We start from the raw sequence: 19,781 nt of genomic DNA on the forward strand, positions 1-19,781 counted from the left end.
TTTTTCTGGTGAACCGGTTGGTATTCGCCGGTGTCACGCGGGGGTGAGGGAAACCGGGACCCCGTTGAAGACGGCATTGCCGGACGGCACGTCCAGCACCGAGTCGTCGGTGAGGATGTTCGCGTTCACCCCGGCGTGCTCGCGCGCCACCCCCTGGTCGCTGCCGCCGTGGCCCCAGCCGTGCGGCAGGCTCACCACCCCGGGCATGATCGCCTCGGTCGGCTCCAGCGGCACCGTCACGGCGCCCGCCGCCGACTGCACCACCGCGTGCTCGCCGAGCCCGAGCCGGGCCACGTCGTCCGGGTGGATGTGCAGGGTGCAGCGGTTGGTGCCGCTGACCAGCCGGGGCAGGTTGTGCATCCAGCTGTTGTTGGAGCGCAGGTGCCTGCGGCCGATCAGCACCACGTCCGGTGCGGCCGCGGTGAGCGCGGCGCGCAGCCGCTCGGTGTCGGCGAGCAGCTCCGGCGGCGCCAGCTCCACCCGCTTCGACGCGGTGCGCAGGATGCCGGGCAGCCGCGGCTGCAACGGGCCGAGGTCGATGCCGTGTTCCTGCTCGAGCAGCGTGTTCAGCTCCAGCACCCCGCCGTTCCATGCCCCGTACGGACCGAGCCGGAGCATGAGGTCGATTCGCTGCTCGGTGCTGGTCAGCCCCTGTAGCTCCGGCCTGCGCTCGGCCAGCCCGGCCCGGCCGAGCATGCCCGCGATCACGAACTCGTCCAGCGCGGCCAGCGCCTCCGGCCCGTGCGGCTGCCCGGAGACCGCCGCGGCCAGCCTGGCGAGCACCTCGGACTCCGACGGCCGGTCGCCGAGCGGCACCAGCGGCCGTGAGTACCTGGTGTAGTTGCGCACCGCGAACTGCAGCAGCGCGAAGTCGTAGTGCGGCGACTGCAGGGTGCGCGGCGGCGGCAGGATGACATCGGCGTGCCTGGTGGTCTCGTTCACGTAGCGGTCGACGCTCACCATGAACTCCAGCCCGGCGAAGGCGGCGTCCAGCCGCGGCCCGTTCGGCGCGGAGAGCACCGGGTTGCCCGCGACCGTCACCAGCGCGCGGATCTGCCCGGCACCGGGGGTGCTGATCTCGTCGGCCAGCGTCGCCACCGGGATCTCGCCCATGGCCTCGGGCAGCTCGCGCACCCGGCTGCGCCAGCGGCCGGGGCGGAACGGCTTGCTGCGCACGATGCCGAGCGCGGCGCCGGTGGCGAACATGGCGCCGCCGGGGGAGTCGAGGTTGCCGGTGAGCACGTTGAGCACGTCGACCAGCCACTGGGTGAGCGTGCCGAACTCGGCGGTGCAGGTGCCGATCCGCGCGTAGACCACGGCGTTCGGCGCACCGGCGAGCTCCCTGGCGAGCCGGACCACGGTCTCGGCCGGGATGCCGGTGCGGCGCTGCACCGCGGCCGGGGTGAACTCCGCGGCCGCCGCGCGCACCTCGTCCAGCCCGTTGACCGGCACCGTGACCTCGACGAGCTCCTCGGCGAAGAGCGTCCGCACGATGCCGAAGAGCAGGTAGGCGTCGCTGCCCGGACGGATGAAGAGGTGCTCGTCGGCGATCTCCGCGGTCCTGGTGCGCCGCGGGTCGACCACGACCAGCCTGCCGCCGCGCTCCCGCAGCGCCTCGAGCCTGCCGGGGAAATCCGGTGCGGTGCAGACGGAGCCGTTCGACTCCAGCGGGTTCGCGCCGAGCATCAGCAGGTAGCCGGTGCGGTCCAGGTCGGGCACCGCGACCGCGAGCGGGTCGCCGAAGAGCAGCCCGCTGGCCAGCTGCTTCGGCATCTGGTCGGCGGTGCTGGCGGAGAAGAGGTTCTTGGTGCCGAGCGCCCGGATCAGCGCGGGCGCGTAGAGCGCGCCCGCGACGGTGTGCGCGTTGGGGTTGCCGAGGTAGACCGCGGTGGCCTGGTTGCCGTGCGCGGCGGCGATGGCCGGGACGCGCTCGGCGATCAGGGCGAAGGCCTCGTCCCAGGTCGCGGTGCGCCGGACGCCGGTGGCCCGGTCCAGGATCAGCGGCTCGGTGACCCGGTCCGGATCCTCGTCGAGCTGCCCGAGGCTGGCGCCCTTCGGGCAGAGGAATCCCCTGCTGAACGGATCCTCCCGATCACCCCGGACCGCGACCACGTGGTCGTCCTGGTCGAGCGTGATCTGCAGGCCGCACACCGCCTCGCAGAGCGGGCAGGTGCGCAGCAGGTTTCTGGTGTTCGAGCTCGCGGCCATACCCCCATCATCGTCCATGGTGAGAGGAACGACGGGAATTTCTATCAATACCGACGCGAACGACCGGTGCCCGCGGTGCCGAGGTGGGGAGTTCCTCGGCGGTGCGGACACCGGTCGTGGTCGGTGGCGGGCGTTACCCCGCTTCGCTCAGCAGGCGACGCTGGTGAGCTGCGCGCGCCGGTTGGCGAGCGCGGCGCGGACGGCGGCGCCGATGGCGACCACCGGCGGGACCCAGCGGGCCTCGCCCGGCGCGACGCCCCAGGAGGCGGAGCCGGCGGAGAGCTGGGTGGGCGGCAGCGGGATGCCCGCGCCGTCGGTGTGCACGACCGCGCCGGCCGAGCGCAGCGCCTCCAGCGCCATCTCGGCCTTGGCGACGCCGGTGACCAGGTGGATCTCGCGACGCTCGGCGCCGGGAATCTCGATCACGGGGCCGGTGAGGTTGTTGGCGCGGAGGAAACGACGGACTTCCGCGGCGAGCTCGCCGGCGACCTCGATGCCCGCGACCGCCTCATCGGCGATCAGGCAGAGGCCGTTGGCCGTTTCGGCAACCGTCCATCCACGCTGGGTGTAGTCCTGCGCGGCGGCGGTCATCGCGGCCGCCGAGACGGTAGTCGGAAACGTGGTACGCACTGTCTTTCTCCATTCCCCGGTCAGAGTCAGGTCCTGCATTCACGAGTGGTATCGGTGCGCGGTGTCCTCGGCGTTACGCGGTTCGCCGAAAAATTACGAACTGTCAGGTTCGTCTCATTCCCGACCGGGATCGCCGATGTCTGGTAGTGCGCTCGACGCCCTTCGATGCCGGTAGCCCGAGCGATGATATACGGGGAGGATTCGGGGATGAGCAACGACTCCGACAGCACGCGGGTGCCGTCCGGCGAACCCCCGCTCAGCGCGGGATCGGACAGCACGGAAGCGGTTCCGCCGCCGGGCGAGCCGCCGGCCGCCGGCGGCCACGGCCCCGCCGACCCGGACCCGGGCCCGGACGCGGGCTCGCGCTGGGTGCTCTGGCGGGAGGCGGCGGCCCGCCGCTTCGCGCGCTCGGCCGCGGGCGAGCGGCCGCGCGCCGCGCTGGAGCGCCGCGATCCGTTCGAGAGCACGGCGGCGCTGCGCGCGTGGGTGGCCGACGCGGTGCGCGGGCTGCTCGACATCCGGTTCCGGCGCGAGGTCACGCTCACCCTGCTCCCGCTGGCCTACCTGCTCGGGCTGGTCTTCGCCTGCGCGGTGCCGATCGCGCTGACCGTCTCGCTGTGGCAGCTCTCCGCGGTGCTCGGGGTGCTGGCCGCGCTGGTCGCGGTGCCGCTCGGGCTGACCATCGCGGCGGCGGTCCGGCTGGTGCTGGAGTTCCTGGTGAACGCGGCCCGGCTGGCGGGGCGGGTCGAGCACATCAGTGATCTCGCCGACGACCTCTTCCAGGTGCTCTCCGATGTCGCGGAGCCGGTGAACCAGCTCTCCGAAGATGTTCGCGCCGTGCAGTTCTGGCGCTTCCGGCGCGGCTCACGGAAATGAGTACACCGATGTCCTTCGATCGATCGACAGAACCGGGTCGGCTGTTCCAAGTGATCGTCATTGCCCGACTTACTGTGAAACAATGCCGTCCGAGTGCCCAGGATTCGTAACCGGGCGTTCGTGATCGATCAACCCGCGCTCCGGTGCGGTCGTCGGCCCGAGGGGTGAGGCCGGTCGCCCGCCGCTGCGACGGGCACAGTTGTACACAGGGGGGACGTGACGATGAACGCACGCCGGGTGACCGCCGGAGCAGGCGAACCGGGGGGAGTGACCGGTTCCACGCTGCCGCGCCGCCAGCTCGGCCGTCAGCTGCGTGACCTGCGCAATCGCGCCGGGATGACGACCAGGGCGGCCGCACGGCACCTGGAGTGGTCGGAGGCGAAGATCTGGCGGATCGAGACCGGCCAGACCTCGCTGCGCGGGCTGGACGTCGAGGCCATGTGCAAGGTCTACGCGGCGCCGGCCGAGCTGGTGGAGCCGCTCACCGTGCTGGCGCGGCAGACCAAGGCGCGCGGCTGGTGGGCCGGGTACAGCGATGCCATTCCGGAGGGGTTCGAGGTGTACCTCGGCCTGGAGGAGGCGGCCTCGGCGCTGCGCAGCTACGAGGTGGACACCGTGCCGGGGCTGCTGCAGACCGAGGCATACACCCGCGCGCTGCTCGCCGGCGCGCGCCCCGGGCTCGCCGCGGAGCAGACCGAGCGCAGGCTGCGGTTGCGGGCGGTGCGCCAGGAGCAGCTCACCCGGTCGGCGGCGCCGCTGCGGCTGGACGTGCTGATCGCCGAGCCGATGCTGTGGCGCAGGCTGGGCGGCAGCGAGGTGGCCGGAGCGCAGCTGGACCGGCTGCGCGAGCTGGCCGACCTGCCCAACATCCGGATCCGCGTGGTCCCCGCCGATTCCGGCTACCACCCGGGCATGGAGTCCGGCCGCTTCGTGGTGCTTGAGTTCGACCCCGGCGCCACCGCGGCCTACCCGGAGCCGCCGGTGGTGTACGTCGAGGGCTTCACCGGCCCGCTCTTCGTGGACAAGGAGCAGGAGGTCGCGCGGTACCGCGCCGCCTTCGCCGGGATCGAGGCGGTGGCGGTCGACGCCCGCCGCGGCATCGAGGACGCCCGAAACGCGCTGTGAAAGCCGCTGTCAGAACAGCATTTCGGCGAGTACGGCGCGGTGTGCGGGCCTGGCCGCGTCGTACACCGCGCGGCCCTTCTCGGTGAGGCAGACCGTGACGGCGCGCCGGTCGTCGGCGCACATGCTGCGGGCGACCAGGCCGTCGCGCTCCAGCCGGGCGACCGTGCGGGAGAGCGCGCTCTGGCTCAGATGGCTGTCCTCGGCGAGCTCGCTCATCCGGTAGTCGCCGCAGGCCGCGTCGACCAGCCGGTCCAGCGTCTCGAACTCGCTCAGCCCGATGTGGTGCGGCTGCAGCGCCTTCTCCATGGCGCAGCTCACCGCGGCGTGCCGATCGAGGAGCCGCCGCCACTCACCGAGCAGGTTCGACATGGCCCCATATTAGTGTCCACGGCAACCTCATGCAACGACATTTAATGCGTTGGAATCTAATGCGTGTGCATGTAATGTTCCGGCCTATGACTTCCCCGGCAACGCATCGCGCCGTCTCCGCGGCGACCGATCCGGCCCGCTGGTCGGCACGGCTCTGGGCCATGCTGATCACGCTCTGCGTCGTGCTGTTCCTCGACGGTCTCGATGTCTCCATGATCGGCGTCGCACTCCCATCGATCGGCGCCGAACTCGATCTCTCGACGGCAACGCTGCAGTGGCTGGTCAGCGGCTACGTGCTCGGCTACGGCGGGCTGCTGCTGCTCGGCGGGCGCACCGCCGACCTGCTCGGCAGGCGCCGGGTCTTCCTGATCGCGCTCGCGGTCTTCGCGGTCGCCTCGCTGGCGGGCGGGCTGGTGAGCTCCGGCCCGCTGCTCATCCTGACCCGGTTCGTGAAGGGGCTGGCCGCGGCATTCACCGCGCCGACCGGGCTCTCCATCATCACCACCAACTTCCCGGAGGGCCCAGCGCGCAACCGGGCGCTCTCCATCTACACCGTCTTCGGCGCGGGCGGCTACTCCTGCGGCCTGCTCTTCGGCGGGCTGATGACCGGCATCGGCTGGCGCTGGACCTTCCTGCTCCCGGTCCCGGTGGCGCTGGCCGCGCTGGCCGCCGCCCTGGTGCTGGTCCCGAAGGACCGCCCGGCGGACGAGGGCGGGCTCGATCTGCTCGGCGCGCTCTTCTCCACCTCGGCGATGCTGCTCCTGGTCTACACCGTGGTCACCGCGCCCGAGGTGGGCTGGGCGACCCCGCGCACGCTCGGCTCGTTCGTCGCCGTCGCCGTGCTCTTCGTGGCCTTCGTCGCCGTCGAGCGGCGGGTGCGGCACCCGCTGGTGCGGCTCGGCATCCTGCGCAAGCGCACCCTGGTCCGGGCCAGCCTGGCCGTGATCGCGCTCGCCGGTTCGTATTTCAGCTGGCAGTTCATCGTCACGCTGTACCTGCAGGACGCGCTCGGCTGGTCGCCGCTCACGCTGGCGCTCGCGCTGCTCCCGGTCGGGCTCATGGTGACGCTCTCGGCGGTCTTCTCCGATCGGCTGGTCGACCGGGTCGGCACCGCGCCGGTGATCGCGGTGACGCTCACCGTGATGACCATCGGCTACCTGCTGTTCCTCCGCATCGATACCGCCCCCTCGTACCTCACCGTGCTGCTGCCTGCCGTGCTGCTCATCGGCGTCGGCTGGATCGGCTTCCCGGCCATCAACATCCAGGCCACCGCCGGGATCGATGACGACGAGCAGGGGCTCGCGGCGGGCGTGCTGCAGACCTCCATGCAGGTCGGCGCGGCGATCGTGCTCGCGGTGACGACGGCGCTCATCGCCGCCGGGCCGCACGACGACAGCCCGGCCGCGATGCTCGCGGCGTACCGGCCTGGGCTGGAGTTCGCCGCCGCGGTCACCGCGGTCGGCGCGGCGATTTCGCTGGCCGCGCTGGTGCGGCGGCGCGGGCGGCCGGTCGAGCCCGCCCTCGAGCCCGCGGGCTGAGCCCGCCTACCCGACCGGGTGCCACTGCACGCGGGTGGCGCCCGGTCAGCGGGGGATGAAGGGCGGCGCCGCCTCGTCTTTGGGCGAGCGGACCAGGGTGAGCGGCTGTCCGTCCCGGCCGACGCGCGGCCAGTCGATGCCGAGCGCGGGGTCGAGCGCGTCGATCTCGTGGTCGAACTCCGGGCTGTACTCCAGCGAGCAGAGGTAGGTCACCGTCGACTCGTCGGCGAGCGACAGGATGGCGTGGCCGAGCCCCTCGGCGAGGAAGACCGAGCGCCGGTCGACGTCGTCGAGCAGGACGCTGTCCCACCGCCCGTAGGTCGGCGAGCCGGGCCGCAGGTCGACCACCACGTCCAGGAAGGCCCCGCGCACGCAGGTGACGTACTTGGCCTGGCCCGGCGGATCCTCGGTGTAGTGGATGCCGCGCAGCACCCCGGCCGCGGAGACCGAGCAGTTCACCTGCTTCAGATCGAGCGGCCGCCCGGTGGCCTTCTCGAACTCCGACGCCTTGAACTGCTCGAGGAAGACGCCGCGCTCGTCGCGGAACTGCCGCGGCGTCAGCACCCAGGCGCCCGGGACCTCCAGCTCCCTGATCTCCATGCTCACCAGTCCCGTCCGCGCTCGAGCAGGTCGAGCAGGTAGCCGCCGTACCCCGACTTGACCAGCCGCTCCGCCGCGGCGCGCAGCCGGTCGTCATCGATATACCCCATTCGCCACGCCACCTCCTCCGGCACGCCGATCTTCAGCCCCTGCCGCTCCTCGATGGTGCGCACGTAGTTCGCCGCGTCGAGCAGCGAATCGAAGGTGCCGGTGTCCAGCCAGGCGGTGCCGCGGGCGAGCACGTCCACCCGCAGTTTGCCCTGCTCCAGGTAGGCGCGGTTGATGTCGGAGATCTCGTACTCGCCGCGCGCGGAGGGCCGCAGCGAGCGGGCGATCTCCACCACGTCGTTGTCGTAGAAGTAGAGCCCGGGGATGGCGTAGTTGGAGCGCGGCGCCTTCGGCTTCTCCTCGATCGAGACCGCCCTGCCCTCGGTGAACTCGACGACGCCGTAGGCGGTCGGGTCGGAGACCCAGTAGGCGAAGACCGCGCCGCCGTCCAGCCCGTGGAAGCGGTTCAGCCCGGTGCCGAGCCCGGGGCCGTGAAAGATGTTGTCGCCGAGCACGAGTGCCGCGCAGTCGGTGCCGATGTGGTCGGCGCCGAGGACGAAAGCCCTGGCCAGGCCGTCGGGTTCGGGCTGGACCACGTAGTCGATGGCGATGCCGAAGGCGCTGCCGTCGCCGAGCAGCCTGCGGAAGGCAGCCGCCTCCTCGGGGGTGGTGATCACCAGGATGTCGGTGATCCCGGCCAGCATCAGGGTGGAGAGCGGGTAGTAGATCATCGGCTTGTCGTAGACCGGGACGAGCTGCTTGCTCACCCCGCGCGTGATCGGGTGCAGGCGCGAGCCGGTGCCGCCCGCCAGGATGATTCCGCGCATGGCCCCAGAGTCTGCCAGCTCGCGGGGGCGCCGAAACGGGGAGGTTCCAGCCCGACCGCGAAATGGTCACGACGGGTTGGCCGAACAGGTCGGCCGGGGCATGGTTGTTGCACGGATCACACTTGTCGTGATCTTCTGGAGTGGGACGTCAGCGAGGACGCCCGCCCGTGGGTGAGGTAGGTACCGCCATGACCGCGATCAGTGACGAATTCACGGGCAGGGTGATGAACCCCCGCGGGCCGAGCCCGGCCGCCCGCCTGCTGCTCGCCACCTGCTCCGGCGTGCTCCGCCCGGTGCTGCGGCAGCTGCCGATCAACCGGCACACCATCCCCGTCGCCGCGGCCGCGGTGGACGGCCTCTCCCGGCTGCGCCGCGAGCCGCGCGGGGTCGAGCGCGAGCAGGTGCGGTTGCGCGGCTTCGGCCTGGAGATCCTGCGCCCGGCGGGCGGCTCCCGCGCGCTGCGCCACGGTGCGGTGCTCTACCTGCACGGCGGCGGCTTCGCGGTGTGCGGGCTGCGCACGCACCGGCCGATCGCCGCCAGCCTGGCCCGGCGCACCGGGCTGCCCGTGGTGAACGTCGACTACCGGCAGCTACCCGGCAAATCCATCCTGCAGTCGGTCGAGGACTGCCTGACCGCGTACCGCTGGCTGCTCGGGCACGGCGCCGACCCGTCCCGGATCGTGATCGCGGGCGATTCGGCGGGCGGCTACCTGACCTTCGCCACCGCGCTGAAGGCACTGGAGGAGGGGTTGCCCGCGCCCGCGGGGCTGATCGGGCTCTCCCCGCTGCTCGACCTGGACCACGTGGCCAAGCGCGGTTACGTCAATGTCTCCAGGGACGCCTACATCCCGCTCTCCGCGCTGGCCGCGGTGGTGCGGCTGGGCGCGGAGATCGACGGCGTGCTCGACCCGATCCTCTCGCCGGTCAACGGCAACCTGGCGGATCTGCCGCCGGTACTGCTGGTCGCCGCGGAGGACGAGGTGCTGCGCTATGACAGCGAGCTGATGGCGGCCAGGCTCGCCGCCGCGGGCGTGCCGCACAGCCTGGAGCTGTGGCGCGGCCAGGTGCACGCCTTCATGAGCATCTTCCCGAGCCTGCCGGAGGGCAGGGCCGCGCTCGGCCGGGTCGCCCGCTTCGTGCGGGACCGGGTCGAGCACCAGGAGCGAGCTCGGACGGCCTGACTCGATCGGCCGGACGAGTTCTGGACCTTGCCCCGCACCCGGTGCGGGGCAAGGTCCACCCGGAAACGACGGAGCCCCGCCCGGACCTGGTCCGAGCGGGGTTCCGTTGTTCGAGCGCCGGAATTACTTGGCCGGGGCGTTGAACGGCTGGTTCAGGGTGCTCCAGTACTGGATGGCCGCGCCGATCGCCACCGGGGCGGTGATCAGGATCTGGCCGACCAGGGTGCCGAGCGCGCCGACGGCCAGGATGCCCGCGACGCAGCCAACGGCGGCGGCCGGGATGAACGGGCCGAACAGGCCGACGATGGTCGCGGAGGCGACGGTGGCGCCGGCGATGCCGCCGAGCACGCAGCCGAGCGCGCCGCCGGAGAGGCCGCCGACCAGGGTGCCGACGGTGGCGCCGACGGAGATGGTGTCCTTCAGCCGGTTGAACGCCGCGAGCTCACGGTCGTACTCGTTCTTCCAGGGCGCCTTGTCCTCGTAGGGCAGCGCGACCGGCTTGTAGACGGCCTTCTCCAGGTCGAGCTGCGGGGTCAGGGTCGCGTCGTTGCCGGAGATCTCGGCCGCGATCGGGAACTCGAACTCGTCGAGCCGGAAGCTCAGCGGGGTGCCGGCCAGCACGGTGCCATCGGCGGCGACGACCTTGAAGACGCCGTCCTCGGCGACCAGCTTGCCGGAGTCGGTGGAGATGAAGGTGGCGGTCTCGGTGGCGTGCGCGGTGAAGTTCACCGCGTCGGCCGGTGCTTCCGCGGGCGCCGCGTTCACGGTGCCCGAGGTGACGCCGATCGCGGCGATCAGCAGAGCCGACGTCGCGGCGAATTTCTTGATGAACATGTGTTGTGAACCTCATCGAGCGGTCGGATGGAGGGGACCCGTTGATCGAAGGCCAGGTCAGCTAACGCGTGGTGAATGCGCTGTGACCGGGTGTTCAAATTCCGTTCACCAAGCAGACCTGGTGGTCCGTGGGTTTTCCGAAATCAAGACGCTGAACTGGTGTTTCGGCGTGATTAAAACCCTGCTACATCGTTCTTTCCGGTCGGATTGTGATGCAGATCACCTGTGCCGCAGAATGATTGACGAGGCGAATCGGACTTTTCGGCGGCGGCCGGGATTCCGGGATGGCCCCGCCCCGGCGGTAGAGTCGCGGAATGCGCTTGCTCGTCACCGGCGGAGCCGGGTTCATCGGTGCGAACTTCGTCCGGCAGACCGTGGCCGAGCGCCCCGACGTTCGGGTGACGGTGCTCGACGCGCTCACCTACGCGGGCAATCGGGAATCGCTGGATTCGGTCGCCGACCGAATCGAATTCGTGAAGGGCGATATCGCCGACACCGCGCTGGTCGACGAACTGACCGCGGAAACCGACGCGGTGGTGCACTTCGCCGCGGAATCGCACAACGACAATTCACTGGCCGACCCGTGGCCGTTCGTGCAGACGAACATCGTGGGAACTTTCGCGCTGCTGCAAGCGGTGCGCAGGCACGGCGTGCGATTCCACCACGTCTCCACCGACGAGGTGTTCGGCGACCTGAGCTCGGACGATCCGCCGTTCTCCGAGCTGACGCCGTACAACCCGTCCAGCCCGTACTCCGCGACAAAGGCTTCGAGCGACCTGCTCGTCCGGGCCTGGGCGCGCTCTTTCGGCGTGCGCGCGACGCTGTCGAACTGCAGTAACAACTACGGCCCCTATCAGCACGTGGAGAAGTTCATCCCGCGGCAGATCACGAATCTCATCGACGGGCAGCGGCCGCGGCTGTACGGCGCCGGGCACCAGATCCGGGATTGGATTCACGTCGACGACCACAACCACGCGGTCTGGGCCGTCCTGGAACGTGGCGCGGCGGGCCGGAGTTATCTGATCGGGGCGGACGGGGAAACCGACAACCTGACCGTCATCCGAATGTTGCTCGCGGAATTCGGCCGCTCCCCGGACGATTTCGACCATGTGACCGACCGGCCGGGGCACGACCAGCGCTACGCCATCGACGCGACCCGGCTGCGCACCGAACTCGGCTGGACCCCGCGGTACGAGAATTTCCGCGACGGGCTGGCCGCGACCGTGCGCTGGTATCGGGAGAACGAGGCGTGGTGGCGGCCGTACAAGGAGCACACCGAGGACGCGTACCGGAAAGCGGGCGAGCGGGTGCTCCCGCTGTAACTCAGCCCCAGACCAGCACGTGGTACTTGACCGCGGCGGCGATCAGCGCGACCGCGGTGGCGCCGACGATGGTCAGCGCGGCGCCCCGGCCCGGCGCGGTGCCGTCCGGCAGCGCCAGCCGCCAGGGCAGCCAGCGCAGCAGCACCGCGAAGGTGAGCACCGCGAGCGGCACGAAGTACCTGCCCTGCACGCCGTCGATGATGAAGTAGTCCACCGGCGTGAACGACATGTAGAGCGTCACGTAGATCATCGCCACATTGGCGAGCAGCACCAGCGCCACGATCAGCGTGCGGCGGAAGGTCGCCGCCTCCGGGCGCAGCCGGTCGCCGATCCCGATGCCGATCACGAAGGCGAGCAGGCAGGCCAGGATGGAGAGCGCGGGCACGTCGATGTAGGCGAAGCCGAGCTCACCGAAGAACTGGGTGAACCAGCGCTGGTCCCGGCGCGAGATGCTCTCGCCGAACACCTCGACGAAGGTGATCGGGTCGGTGAGGATGCCCTTCAGCTGGTCGTCCGGGCGGACGGTGCCCCACTGGGCCTCCGGGCGCATGAGGCTCATGCCGTCGCCGGTCGGGGCGGCCACCTTCATCCAGACCGCGAAGAGCAGCCCGCCCGCCGCGGCGAAGGCCACGTGGGTGAACCGCCAGACGCCGCGGAAGCCGAGCCGGTCGCCGGGGATCACCACGACGAGCAGGGCGAGCAGGATGTAGGCGGGTTTGCAGAGCGGCAGCGCCAGGGTGGCGGCCAGTAGCGCGGCGGTCTCCTGGCGGCGCAGGCCGTCGCCGAGGAAGAGCGCCTTGACCAGGAGTGCCGAGATTCCGAAGGCGAGCGCGTTGGTCAGGGTGTCGGCGGTGACGGTGCCCGCCTGGAAGATCGCGATCGGGAGCACCGCGACGGCGAAGGCGAGCCACTGGATGCGGTGGGCGCGCAGGGACCACAGCGCGAAGCCGGTGATCGCCAGGTAGGCGGCCAACCCCGCGAGCCTGGTCACCAGGGTGGTCGCGCCGACGTTCAGGTCGAGTGTTTCGGCCGCGCGCAGTGCGATGGCGTTCGGGAGGTACGGGACGGGGGAGTACGCCGCGGTGTTGGTGAACCAGACCTGGTCCAGCTCCGCGCTGACGGGGGCGGACTTGTACCGGTCGTAGGCGGCCGGGTCGGCGGCCATCGGGTTCTGTTCGTCGCCGTTGGTGGTGTAGTCGGTGAGCGCGTAGCCCATCAGGTCGGTGATGGATTTCGGGACGTCGCCGCCGTAGGCGATGCCGCGGGTGTCCTCGATCTCCTGGGGGAGGAGGCCGCCGTGGGCTACCTGGTACGCGCGGCTGAACTGGGTGATTTCGTCGTGGCCCCAGAACGGCGGGGTTATCACGGCGAAGACCGCGCCGAACAGTCCGGCGAGGATCAGGAACGCCGTCGTCGCCGGGCCCAGCTTGTGGATGATCCGGTTCGCGATGCCCGTGCGGGGCTGCGCGTCCGCTTCTCGCCCGGCCTCCGGCCGCTCGACTGGTTTGTCCTCGGTGGAATCGAGTGCGTTCGATTCGGCGGCCTTCGTGGTGGAGCGCTCGGCGGCGCTCGCCGAGCCCGGCTCGTCGCCGGAGGGGGTGGGCTGGGTGCCGGTGGCCGACGCCGTCACCGGCGGGGTCCGTCGTCGGTGACGGCGCTGTAGCGCAGGTAGACGAGGCGTGCGGCCTCGTGGCGGGAGCGGCGGATGCCGTCCAGGATGAGGCCGGCGGTCCAGGCCAGGCTGCCGAGCAGCAGCAGGGTGAAGGCGAGGAAGAGGGTGGGGAAGCGCGGCACCTCGCCGATGTCGTAGTAGGTGATCGCTATCGGGATGGTGAGCACCAGCGCGATCAGCCAGGCCAGGGTGCCGAAGAGCCCGTAGAAGGCGACCGGCCGCTCGTGCCGCGCCAGCCCGGCGATCAGCTTCAGGATCTTGAACCCGTCGTGGTACGTGCGCAGCTTGGACTCGCTGCCCGCCGGGCGATCCCGGAACCCGACCGGCACCGCCGTGCGCGGCACCCGCAGGTGCAGCGAGTGCACCGTCAGCTCGGTCTCGATCTCGAACTCGCGGGAGACCGCGGGGAAGCTCTTCACGAAGCGCCGGGAGAAGACCCGGTACCCGCTCAGCATGTCCTCGACGTTCTCCCCGAACACCTTGCCGACCACGCCGTTCAGCACCTTGTTGCCGGTCTCGTGGCCGGCCCGGTACGCGTTGCCCGACTCGTCCTGGCGGCGCACCCCGAGCACGTGGTCGTAGGGCCCGTCGAGCAGCGTCTTGATCATGAGCGGCGCGGCCGACGCGTCGTAGGTGTCGTCGCCGTCGATCATGAGGTAGACGTCGGCCTCGATGTCGGCGAAGGCGCGGCGCACCACATTGCCCTTGCCCTTGACGTTCTCCCTGCGCACGATCGCACCCGCTTCCCGCGCGCGCTCGGAGGTCGCGTCGGTACTCAGGTTGTCGTAGACGTAGACCACGATCCCGGGGACGGCGGCCTGCAGGTCGGCGACGACCTTGGCGACCGAAGCCTCTTCGTTGTGGCACGGGACCACGGCGGCAATGCGAAGCTCGGAGGGGTCCACCCGGGTCAATCCTCGATCTCGGTGGGTTCGAACAGGGAACACGGGGAGGGTACAGGGCCGGGCGCGGCTGCCGCGTGCCCGGTGTACCGTCGGCGAGCGTGTCGTCCCGCGAGTCCGCCGAAACCGTTCCCGCACCGCTGAGCCGCCGCCTGCTGACCGCGCTGCGGCAGGGGAGCGCTTTCCTCGTCGTCGGGCTGATCGGCTTCGCGGTGGACGCCGGGACGTACAACCTGCTGGTGTTCTGGGGCGGCGAGGGCGTGCTCCACCACGCGCCGCTGCCCGCGAAGATCATCGCGATCGTGGTGGCGACGGTGGTCACCTACTTCGGCAACAAGTGGTGGACGTTCGCGCACAAGCAGGGCGGTAGCGCGGCGCGGGAGTACCTGCTCTACGCGTTCTTCAACGTCATCGCGATCGGGCTGCAGCTCGGCTGCCTGGCCTTCTCCCGCTATGTGCTGGATCTCTCCTCGCCGCTCGCGGACAACATCTCCGGCACCCTGCTCGGCCAGATCGTCGCGGTGCTCTTCCGCTACTGGGCCTACGACACCTTCGTCTTCACCGGTCCGCGGGCCGACCTGGAGCACGACATCGACGACGCGCTCGCCGACCGTGCTGGGCAAGCGCCCGGTTCGCCGCGTTGATATCCTCGGGCCCGCCGCGAAGGTATCCAGGGACGAAGGTGGATGCACAGCCCGTCCCGTCGGCACGACACTGAATTTCGAGGACTTCATGGATCAGTCGGCTACGCAGGCCGTTACCGAAACGAACGACCGAGCTGTCGCCGAGGCGGCGCCCACCGCGCTGCGCTCCGATCACCGGGCTCCGGACCGCCTGGTGCTGCAGCGGGGGATCTTCACCGGGCCGTCGGCGAAGATCAACGACGAGCTGTACGCCGTCGTCACCAGGGGGCGCGCCCAGCGCGACCGCCTCTCGCTGCACCTGGACAGGGGCGCGACGGTGCACACCAACACCTACTTCGGCCGGTTCGCGGCGGCCTACTGGCAGCGCTGGACCACGGTCACCGAGGTGCAGGTCACGCTGGTGCTCGACGTCGCCGCGGGCGCGAGGCTGCGGCTGGTGGCCTCGGACATCGCCGGGCACCGCCGGATCGTCGACTCCATCGAGGTCGCCGCGAGCGGCCCGGTGACGCTCGGCGCCACGCTCGACCAGTACGTCGACGGCGGCGCGCTCTGGGTCGAGGCGGACGCCGTCGGCGGCGCGCTCGGCATCACCGAGCTCACCTGGTCGGCCGCTGCCCCGGAGCGGATGCGCCCGGTCGCCATCGCCATCTGCACCTTCAACCGGGCCGCCGACTGCGCCGAGACGGTCGCCGCGCTCGCCTCCGACCCGGCGGTGCTCGCCGCGATCGACGCGGTGTACGTGGTCGACCAGGGCACCGACCTGGTCGAGGAGCGGCCGCGGTTCCGCGAGGTGCAGCCGGTGCTCGGCGAGAAACTGCGCTACATCCGCCAGCCCAACCTGGGCGGGGCGGGCGGCTTCACCCGCGGGCTGTACGAGGTCTCCGCGGTGAACGAGCACGCCGACGTCATCCTGATGGACGACGACATCCTCTGCGAGCCGGAGACGGTGCTGCGGCTCAACGCCTTCGCCAACCTCACGGTGGAGCCGACGCTGGTCGGCGCGCAGATGCTCTTCCTGCTCAACCCGGACTACCTGAACGTCGGGGCCGAGGAGGTGCACCTGGACCGGCTCATGCACGGGCAGAAGGTGTCCAAGGCGCTGCGCAACACCAGCATGCTGAAGAAGAACCAGGAGCGCCGGGTCGACGCGGGCTACAACGCCTGGTGGACCTGTTTGATCCCGGCCGAGGTGGTCGCGAAGATCGGGCTGCCGCTGCCGATGTTCTTCCAGTGGGACGACGTCGAGTACGGCGTGCGCGCGCGGGAGCACGGTTTCGTCACCGTGACCCTGCCGAACGCCGCGGTCTGGCACGCCGACTTCTACTGGAAGGACTACGACGACTGGGCGCGCTACTTCAGCACCCGCAACTCGCTCATCGTCGGCGCGCTGCACACCGACCTCGACGGTAAGAAGATCAGCAAGCAGCTCTTCCGCAATATCGCCGAGCACCTGGTCGCCATGCAGTACGGCCTGGTGCACACCACCCTGCAGGGCATCGAGGACTTCCTGCGTGGCCCGAAGATTCTGCGGGACGGCGGAATCGAGGCCCTGGCCCAGGCCCGCGGCCAGCGCGGCGACTACCCGGAGACGGTCAAGCACCCGGCAGCGACCCCGCCGGTGCCGTCCACGCACATCGCCGTCCAGCGCGCATCCGGCGAGCCGAGCCGGGCGCTGCTGGTGCTGATCAAGCGGGCGATCGGCCAGTGGACCGGGCGCACCCGCCCCGGCCTGGCCGGGATCACCCGCGAGGACGCGTACTGGTGGCACGTCTCGCTCTTCGACCATGTCGTGGTGACCGACGCCTCGCAGTCCGGGGTGCGAATCCGGCAGCGCGACAAGGCCCGGGCCCGCGCCCTGCTGCTCCGCGCGCTCAAGGTGCTGCGCAGGCTGCGCCGCGAGCTGCCCGCGCTGCAGGAGCAGTACCGGGCCGCCGCGCCGGAGCTCACCAGCCGGGAGAACTGGGAAAGGCTCTACGGCATCCGGCCGTGATTCCCGCACGGGGTGCCTCCGGCCGAGGGGCACCCCGTGCGACCGGTCAGAGGAACAGGTCCGTGGTGAGCGGGCCGTCGCCGGGCACCACCCGGTACTTCTCCAGATCGGTGATGCCGTGCGCGGCGAGCACCTCGTCGTCCAGGAAGAAGTTGCCGGTGGTCTCCTTCGCCGGCGAGGTCAGCACCAGGTACGCGGCGTCGGCGTAGATGTCGGGGGTGCGCGAGGTGGCGACCATCTCCTCGCCGCCGAGCAGGTTGCGCACCGCCGCGGTCGCGATCGTGGTGCGCGGCCACAGCGAGTTCACCGCGATGCCCGCGTCCTTCAGCTCCTCGGCGAGGCCGAGCGTGGTGAGCGACATGCCGTACTTGGCGATGGTGTAGCCGAGCGAGCCGCCCGCCCACCTGGGGTCCAGGTTCAGCGGGGGCGAGAGCGTCAGGATGTGCGGGTTGCGCCCGGCGGCCGCGGATTCGCGCAGCGCGGCGATGCTCAGTTTCGAGAGCAGGAAGCTGCCGCGGCAGTTGATGTCCTGCATGAGGTCGTACTTCTTCATCGAGATCGCCTCGGTGGGCGAGAGGTCGATGGCGGAGGCGTTGTTGACCACGATGTCGATGCCGCCGAAGCGCTCGACGGTCTGCCGCACCGCCTCGGCGACCTGCTCGTCCTCGCGCACGTCGCCGACGAACGGGAGCACCGTGCCGCCCGCCTCCGTCAGCTCGGCCGCCGCGGTGTGGATGGTGCCGGGCAGCTTGGGGTGCGGCTTGTCGGTCTTGGCGATGAGGGTGATGTTCGCGCCGTCGGCGGCGGCCCGCTTCGCGATCTCCAGCCCGATGCCGCGGCTGCCGCCGGACATGATCACCGTCTTGTTCGCGAGGGGCTTGGAAGCCTGATCCGTCATCGACTGCTCCTGTCGTGGGCGGGATGTGCCTGGACCAGGGTAGCGCGGTTATGCAATCAGTTGCATAGGGGGTGCCGAGAAAGGGCGTCCGCCGCCGGCGGACGCCCTGGTCACGGGCTCAGGCGCTCGCGACTCCGACCAGAACGATCAGGTTGAGCAGGAAGATGAGCGCGACGAAGCCCCACGTGATGTAGAGGAAGACGAGGCCGGGGGCCTTCTGCGGGACCGGGCCGATCGCGCCGTTCAGCAGGATCACCACCGGGGCCTTGTAGTACACCCGGGTGCCCTGGCCCGGCTGGACCGGGACCGATGCCGTCGCCGGGCCCATGTCGAACAGCCACGGCGTGCTCACCCGCACGTGGTGCTGGCCGGGGCCGACCGGGATGTGGTTCGGGCCCCACCTGGTCACCGGCACCTGGTGGCCGTTCACCTGGATCTTCGGCTTGGTGATGGCGAGCAGGAACGCGAACGGGGAGTACGAAGCGTCGACCGTCAGCCCCGGTGGGTCCGGTTGCGGCGGAAGTGCCTGCGGAGCGGGGTACCCGACCTGCCCGCCCTGCTGCGGGTAGCCCTGCGGCCCGGGGTACCCGCCCTGTTGCGGATAGCCGGGCGCACTCGGCTGTCCCGCCGGGTATCCGCCCGGCTGCGGGTACCCCGGCGAGCTCTGCTGCCCCGCGGGCGCCCAGCCCTGCTGGACCCCGGGGGACCCACCTGCCTGTGGGATCGCGGGCGAACTCGCCTGCCCGGCCGGCGCCCACCCCACCTGCGGAAGCTGCGGCGAACTCTGCCCGGTGGGCGCCCACCCGGGCCCTCCGCCCTGCGGATTCCCCGGCGAACCGAACGATTGCGGGACGGGACCGGATGGTGGGTACCCCCCGGGCTGAGCCATGTGCGCCTCCTGATGGACCGAATGTGCGAGCCGACCCTACAGCGCCGAAACGAGCCTTACTTTCCGGAGCCTCGCTGCCGATACATCCGCCGCTGCTGCTTGTGCACTTCCTTCCAGGCGCGTTCCCGCTCGGCCGCGAGCCGCTTGTCCGTCCGCGCCGCCATGTAGGCGTTCTCCCGCAGCAGCTTCCGGTAGCTGGCCAGCCGACGTTCGGTCAGCGCACCGGAGTCGAGCGCCGCCCGCACCGCGCAACCGGGCTCGCTCTCGTGCCCGCAGTCGCCGAACCGGCATGCGCGCGCCAGGTTCTCGACATCGCTGAAGGTCTTCTCCAGCCCCTCGGCGGCGTCGAACAACCCGATCCCGCGCAACCCGGGGGTGTCGATCAGCGTGCCCCCGTGCGGCAGCGGCCGCAGCTCCCGGTGCACGGTCGTGTGCCTGCCCTTGCCGTCGCTCGACCGCACCGCCCCGGTCGCGAACGCCTCCTCGCCGAGCAGCGCGTTGGCCAGCGTGGATTTGCCCGCCCCGGACGGCCCGAGCAGCACGACGGTGCCGTCCAGCACGGCGGTGAGCACCTCCAGCCCGGCCCCGCTGGTAGCGCTCACCGCGAGCACCGTCGCGCCGGGCGCGACCGCGCGCACGGCGTCGAGCGGAACATCCTCCGCCGCATCGGCTTTGGTGAGCACCACGACGGGCTGCGCGCCGCTCTCCCAGGCCAGCGCGAGCAGCCGCTCGATCCGCCCGAGGTCGACGTCGCCGTCGGCGGGCACGCAGATCAGCACGGTGTCCACATTGGCCGCGAGCACCTGCCCGGCGGACCGCCCGGACGCCGACGAGCGGCTGATCGCCCCGCGCCGGGGAAGCAGCGCGGTCACCGCGAGCGGCAGCAGTCCGGTGGAGGCTTCGAGCAGTACCCAGTCGCCGGTGCAGAGCCCGGAGATCTCGGAATCGGCTCGGGGCAGGGTGGCCCTGGCGAGCCCGGCGGGTGTCGCGACATCGCATTCGCCGCGATCGGTCCGGATCACCCGGCCGGGCACGGCGCCGTCGGGCACGGTGTAACCAGTGGTGTTCCAGCCATAGGGAATCAACAGGTCGTAATCGACCATGGTGAGGGAAGTCCTTCGAGTGGGCGCCGAGCCCGACCCGGACTCAGCGAAGAATGAGTGAGGTGCGCGCGTGGCCGTACCCGGCCACGACGGCAAAGGCCGTGATCACAGCGCACACCTCCATT

The 19,781-nt window shown here is 70.9% G+C and carries 18 protein-coding genes; 7 read left to right on the forward strand and 11 right to left on the reverse strand.

Annotation, left to right across the window (positions count from 1 at the left end; translation table 11 throughout):
- Nucleotides 1–33 precede the first annotated feature (33 nt).
- Together LTT61_RS19325 and LTT61_RS19330 are read right to left on the reverse strand one after the other, a co-directional pair.
- Complete coding sequence (locus tag LTT61_RS19325; protein WP_233015492.1) at nt 34–2,208, reverse strand: molybdopterin oxidoreductase family protein; 2,175 nt, start codon at nt 2,206–2,208, stop codon at nt 34–36.
- A gap of 147 nt (nt 2,209–2,355) precedes the next feature.
- The gene (locus LTT61_RS19330) at nt 2,356–2,838 is read right to left on the reverse strand and encodes a hypothetical protein (protein ID WP_233015493.1); all 483 of its coding nucleotides are present in this window, start codon (nt 2,836–2,838) and stop codon (nt 2,356–2,358) included.
- A 207-nt stretch (nt 2,839–3,045) separates the two neighbouring features.
- On the opposite strand from LTT61_RS19330, the gene LTT61_RS19335 reads away from it, so the two are divergent.
- Nucleotides 3,046–3,714, forward strand: a complete 669-nt coding sequence (locus LTT61_RS19335) for a DUF4282 domain-containing protein (RefSeq protein WP_233015494.1) — start codon at nt 3,046–3,048, stop codon at nt 3,712–3,714.
- A 222-nt stretch (nt 3,715–3,936) separates the two neighbouring features.
- Nucleotides 3,937–4,839: a helix-turn-helix domain-containing protein gene (locus LTT61_RS19340; RefSeq protein ID WP_233021089.1), complete on the forward strand. Its 903-nt coding sequence runs from the start codon at nt 3,937–3,939 to the stop codon at nt 4,837–4,839.
- A 9-nt stretch (nt 4,840–4,848) separates the two neighbouring features.
- On the opposite strand, the gene LTT61_RS19345 is transcribed toward LTT61_RS19340, so the two are convergent.
- A complete protein-coding gene (locus LTT61_RS19345; protein WP_233015495.1) occupies nt 4,849–5,208 on the reverse strand; it encodes a MarR family winged helix-turn-helix transcriptional regulator in 360 nt (119 codons plus the stop codon).
- 86 nt (nt 5,209–5,294) lie between these two features.
- On the opposite strand from LTT61_RS19345, the gene LTT61_RS19350 reads away from it, so the two are divergent.
- Entirely contained in the window at nt 5,295–6,746 is a 1,452-nt protein-coding gene (locus LTT61_RS19350) for an MFS transporter (protein ID WP_233015496.1), read from the forward strand.
- A 45-nt stretch (nt 6,747–6,791) separates the two neighbouring features.
- Here LTT61_RS19350 and LTT61_RS19355 read toward each other — a convergent pair whose 3' ends face one another.
- Both LTT61_RS19355 and rfbA read right to left on the reverse strand, forming a co-directional pair.
- A complete protein-coding gene (locus tag LTT61_RS19355) occupies nt 6,792–7,346 on the reverse strand; it encodes a dTDP-4-dehydrorhamnose 3,5-epimerase family protein (RefSeq protein ID WP_233021090.1) in 555 nt (184 codons plus the stop codon).
- A 2-nt stretch (nt 7,347–7,348) separates the two neighbouring features.
- Nucleotides 7,349–8,221: a glucose-1-phosphate thymidylyltransferase RfbA gene (rfbA, locus tag LTT61_RS19360; protein WP_233015497.1), complete on the reverse strand. Its 873-nt coding sequence runs from the start codon at nt 8,219–8,221 to the stop codon at nt 7,349–7,351.
- Between the two features lie 188 nt (nt 8,222–8,409).
- Between rfbA and LTT61_RS19365 the strand changes: the two genes are divergently transcribed.
- On the forward strand, nt 8,410–9,402 hold the full coding sequence (locus tag LTT61_RS19365) for an alpha/beta hydrolase (protein WP_233015498.1): 993 nt from the start codon (nt 8,410–8,412) through the stop codon (nt 9,400–9,402).
- 123 nt (nt 9,403–9,525) lie between these two features.
- Here LTT61_RS19365 and LTT61_RS19370 read toward each other — a convergent pair whose 3' ends face one another.
- Nucleotides 9,526–10,236 carry a hypothetical protein gene (locus LTT61_RS19370; RefSeq protein WP_233015499.1) on the reverse strand — a complete coding sequence of 237 codons (711 nt, stop codon included), beginning with the start codon at nt 10,234–10,236 and terminating at the stop codon, nt 9,526–9,528.
- 314 nt (nt 10,237–10,550) lie between these two features.
- On the opposite strand from LTT61_RS19370, the gene rfbB reads away from it, so the two are divergent.
- Nucleotides 10,551–11,558: a dTDP-glucose 4,6-dehydratase gene (gene rfbB / locus LTT61_RS19375; protein WP_233015500.1), complete on the forward strand. Its 1,008-nt coding sequence runs from the start codon at nt 10,551–10,553 to the stop codon at nt 11,556–11,558.
- Between the two features lies 1 nt (nt 11,559).
- Here rfbB and LTT61_RS19380 read toward each other — a convergent pair whose 3' ends face one another.
- Nucleotides 11,560–13,188: a DUF2142 domain-containing protein gene (locus LTT61_RS19380; protein ID WP_233015501.1), complete on the reverse strand. Its 1,629-nt coding sequence runs from the start codon at nt 13,186–13,188 to the stop codon at nt 11,560–11,562.
- On the reverse strand, nt 13,185–14,135 hold the full coding sequence (locus LTT61_RS19385) for a glycosyltransferase (protein ID WP_233015502.1): 951 nt from the start codon (nt 14,133–14,135) through the stop codon (nt 13,185–13,187). The genes LTT61_RS19380 and LTT61_RS19385 overlap by 4 nt, the downstream gene beginning before the upstream one ends.
- A 98-nt stretch (nt 14,136–14,233) precedes the next feature.
- Between LTT61_RS19385 and LTT61_RS19390 the strand changes: the two genes are divergently transcribed.
- Both LTT61_RS19390 and LTT61_RS19395 read left to right on the forward strand, forming a co-directional pair.
- The gene (locus LTT61_RS19390; protein WP_233015503.1) at nt 14,234–14,776 is read left to right on the forward strand and encodes a GtrA family protein; all 543 of its coding nucleotides are present in this window, start codon (nt 14,234–14,236) and stop codon (nt 14,774–14,776) included.
- 88 nt (nt 14,777–14,864) lie between these two features.
- Nucleotides 14,865–16,766 (forward strand): glycosyltransferase, encoded by a 1,902-nt coding sequence (locus LTT61_RS19395; protein WP_233015504.1) that lies wholly within the window; start codon nt 14,865–14,867, stop codon nt 16,764–16,766.
- A gap of 46 nt (nt 16,767–16,812) precedes the next feature.
- On the opposite strand, the gene LTT61_RS19400 is transcribed toward LTT61_RS19395, so the two are convergent.
- From LTT61_RS19400 to rsgA, 3 genes are all read right to left on the reverse strand, one after another.
- Nucleotides 16,813–17,664, reverse strand: coding sequence for an SDR family oxidoreductase (locus LTT61_RS19400; protein ID WP_233015505.1), 852 nt, complete (start codon nt 17,662–17,664; stop codon nt 16,813–16,815).
- A gap of 118 nt (nt 17,665–17,782) precedes the next feature.
- The gene (locus tag LTT61_RS19405; RefSeq protein ID WP_233015506.1) at nt 17,783–18,427 is read right to left on the reverse strand and encodes a hypothetical protein; all 645 of its coding nucleotides are present in this window, start codon (nt 18,425–18,427) and stop codon (nt 17,783–17,785) included.
- A gap of 182 nt (nt 18,428–18,609) precedes the next feature.
- Complete coding sequence (rsgA, locus tag LTT61_RS19410; RefSeq protein ID WP_233015507.1) at nt 18,610–19,656, reverse strand: ribosome small subunit-dependent GTPase A; 1,047 nt, start codon at nt 19,654–19,656, stop codon at nt 18,610–18,612.
- Nucleotides 19,657–19,781 lie beyond the last annotated feature (125 nt).

It is taken from the genome of Nocardia asteroides (assembly GCF_021183625.1).
Classification (GTDB): Bacteria; Actinomycetota; Actinomycetes; order Mycobacteriales; family Mycobacteriaceae; genus Nocardia; species Nocardia asteroides_A.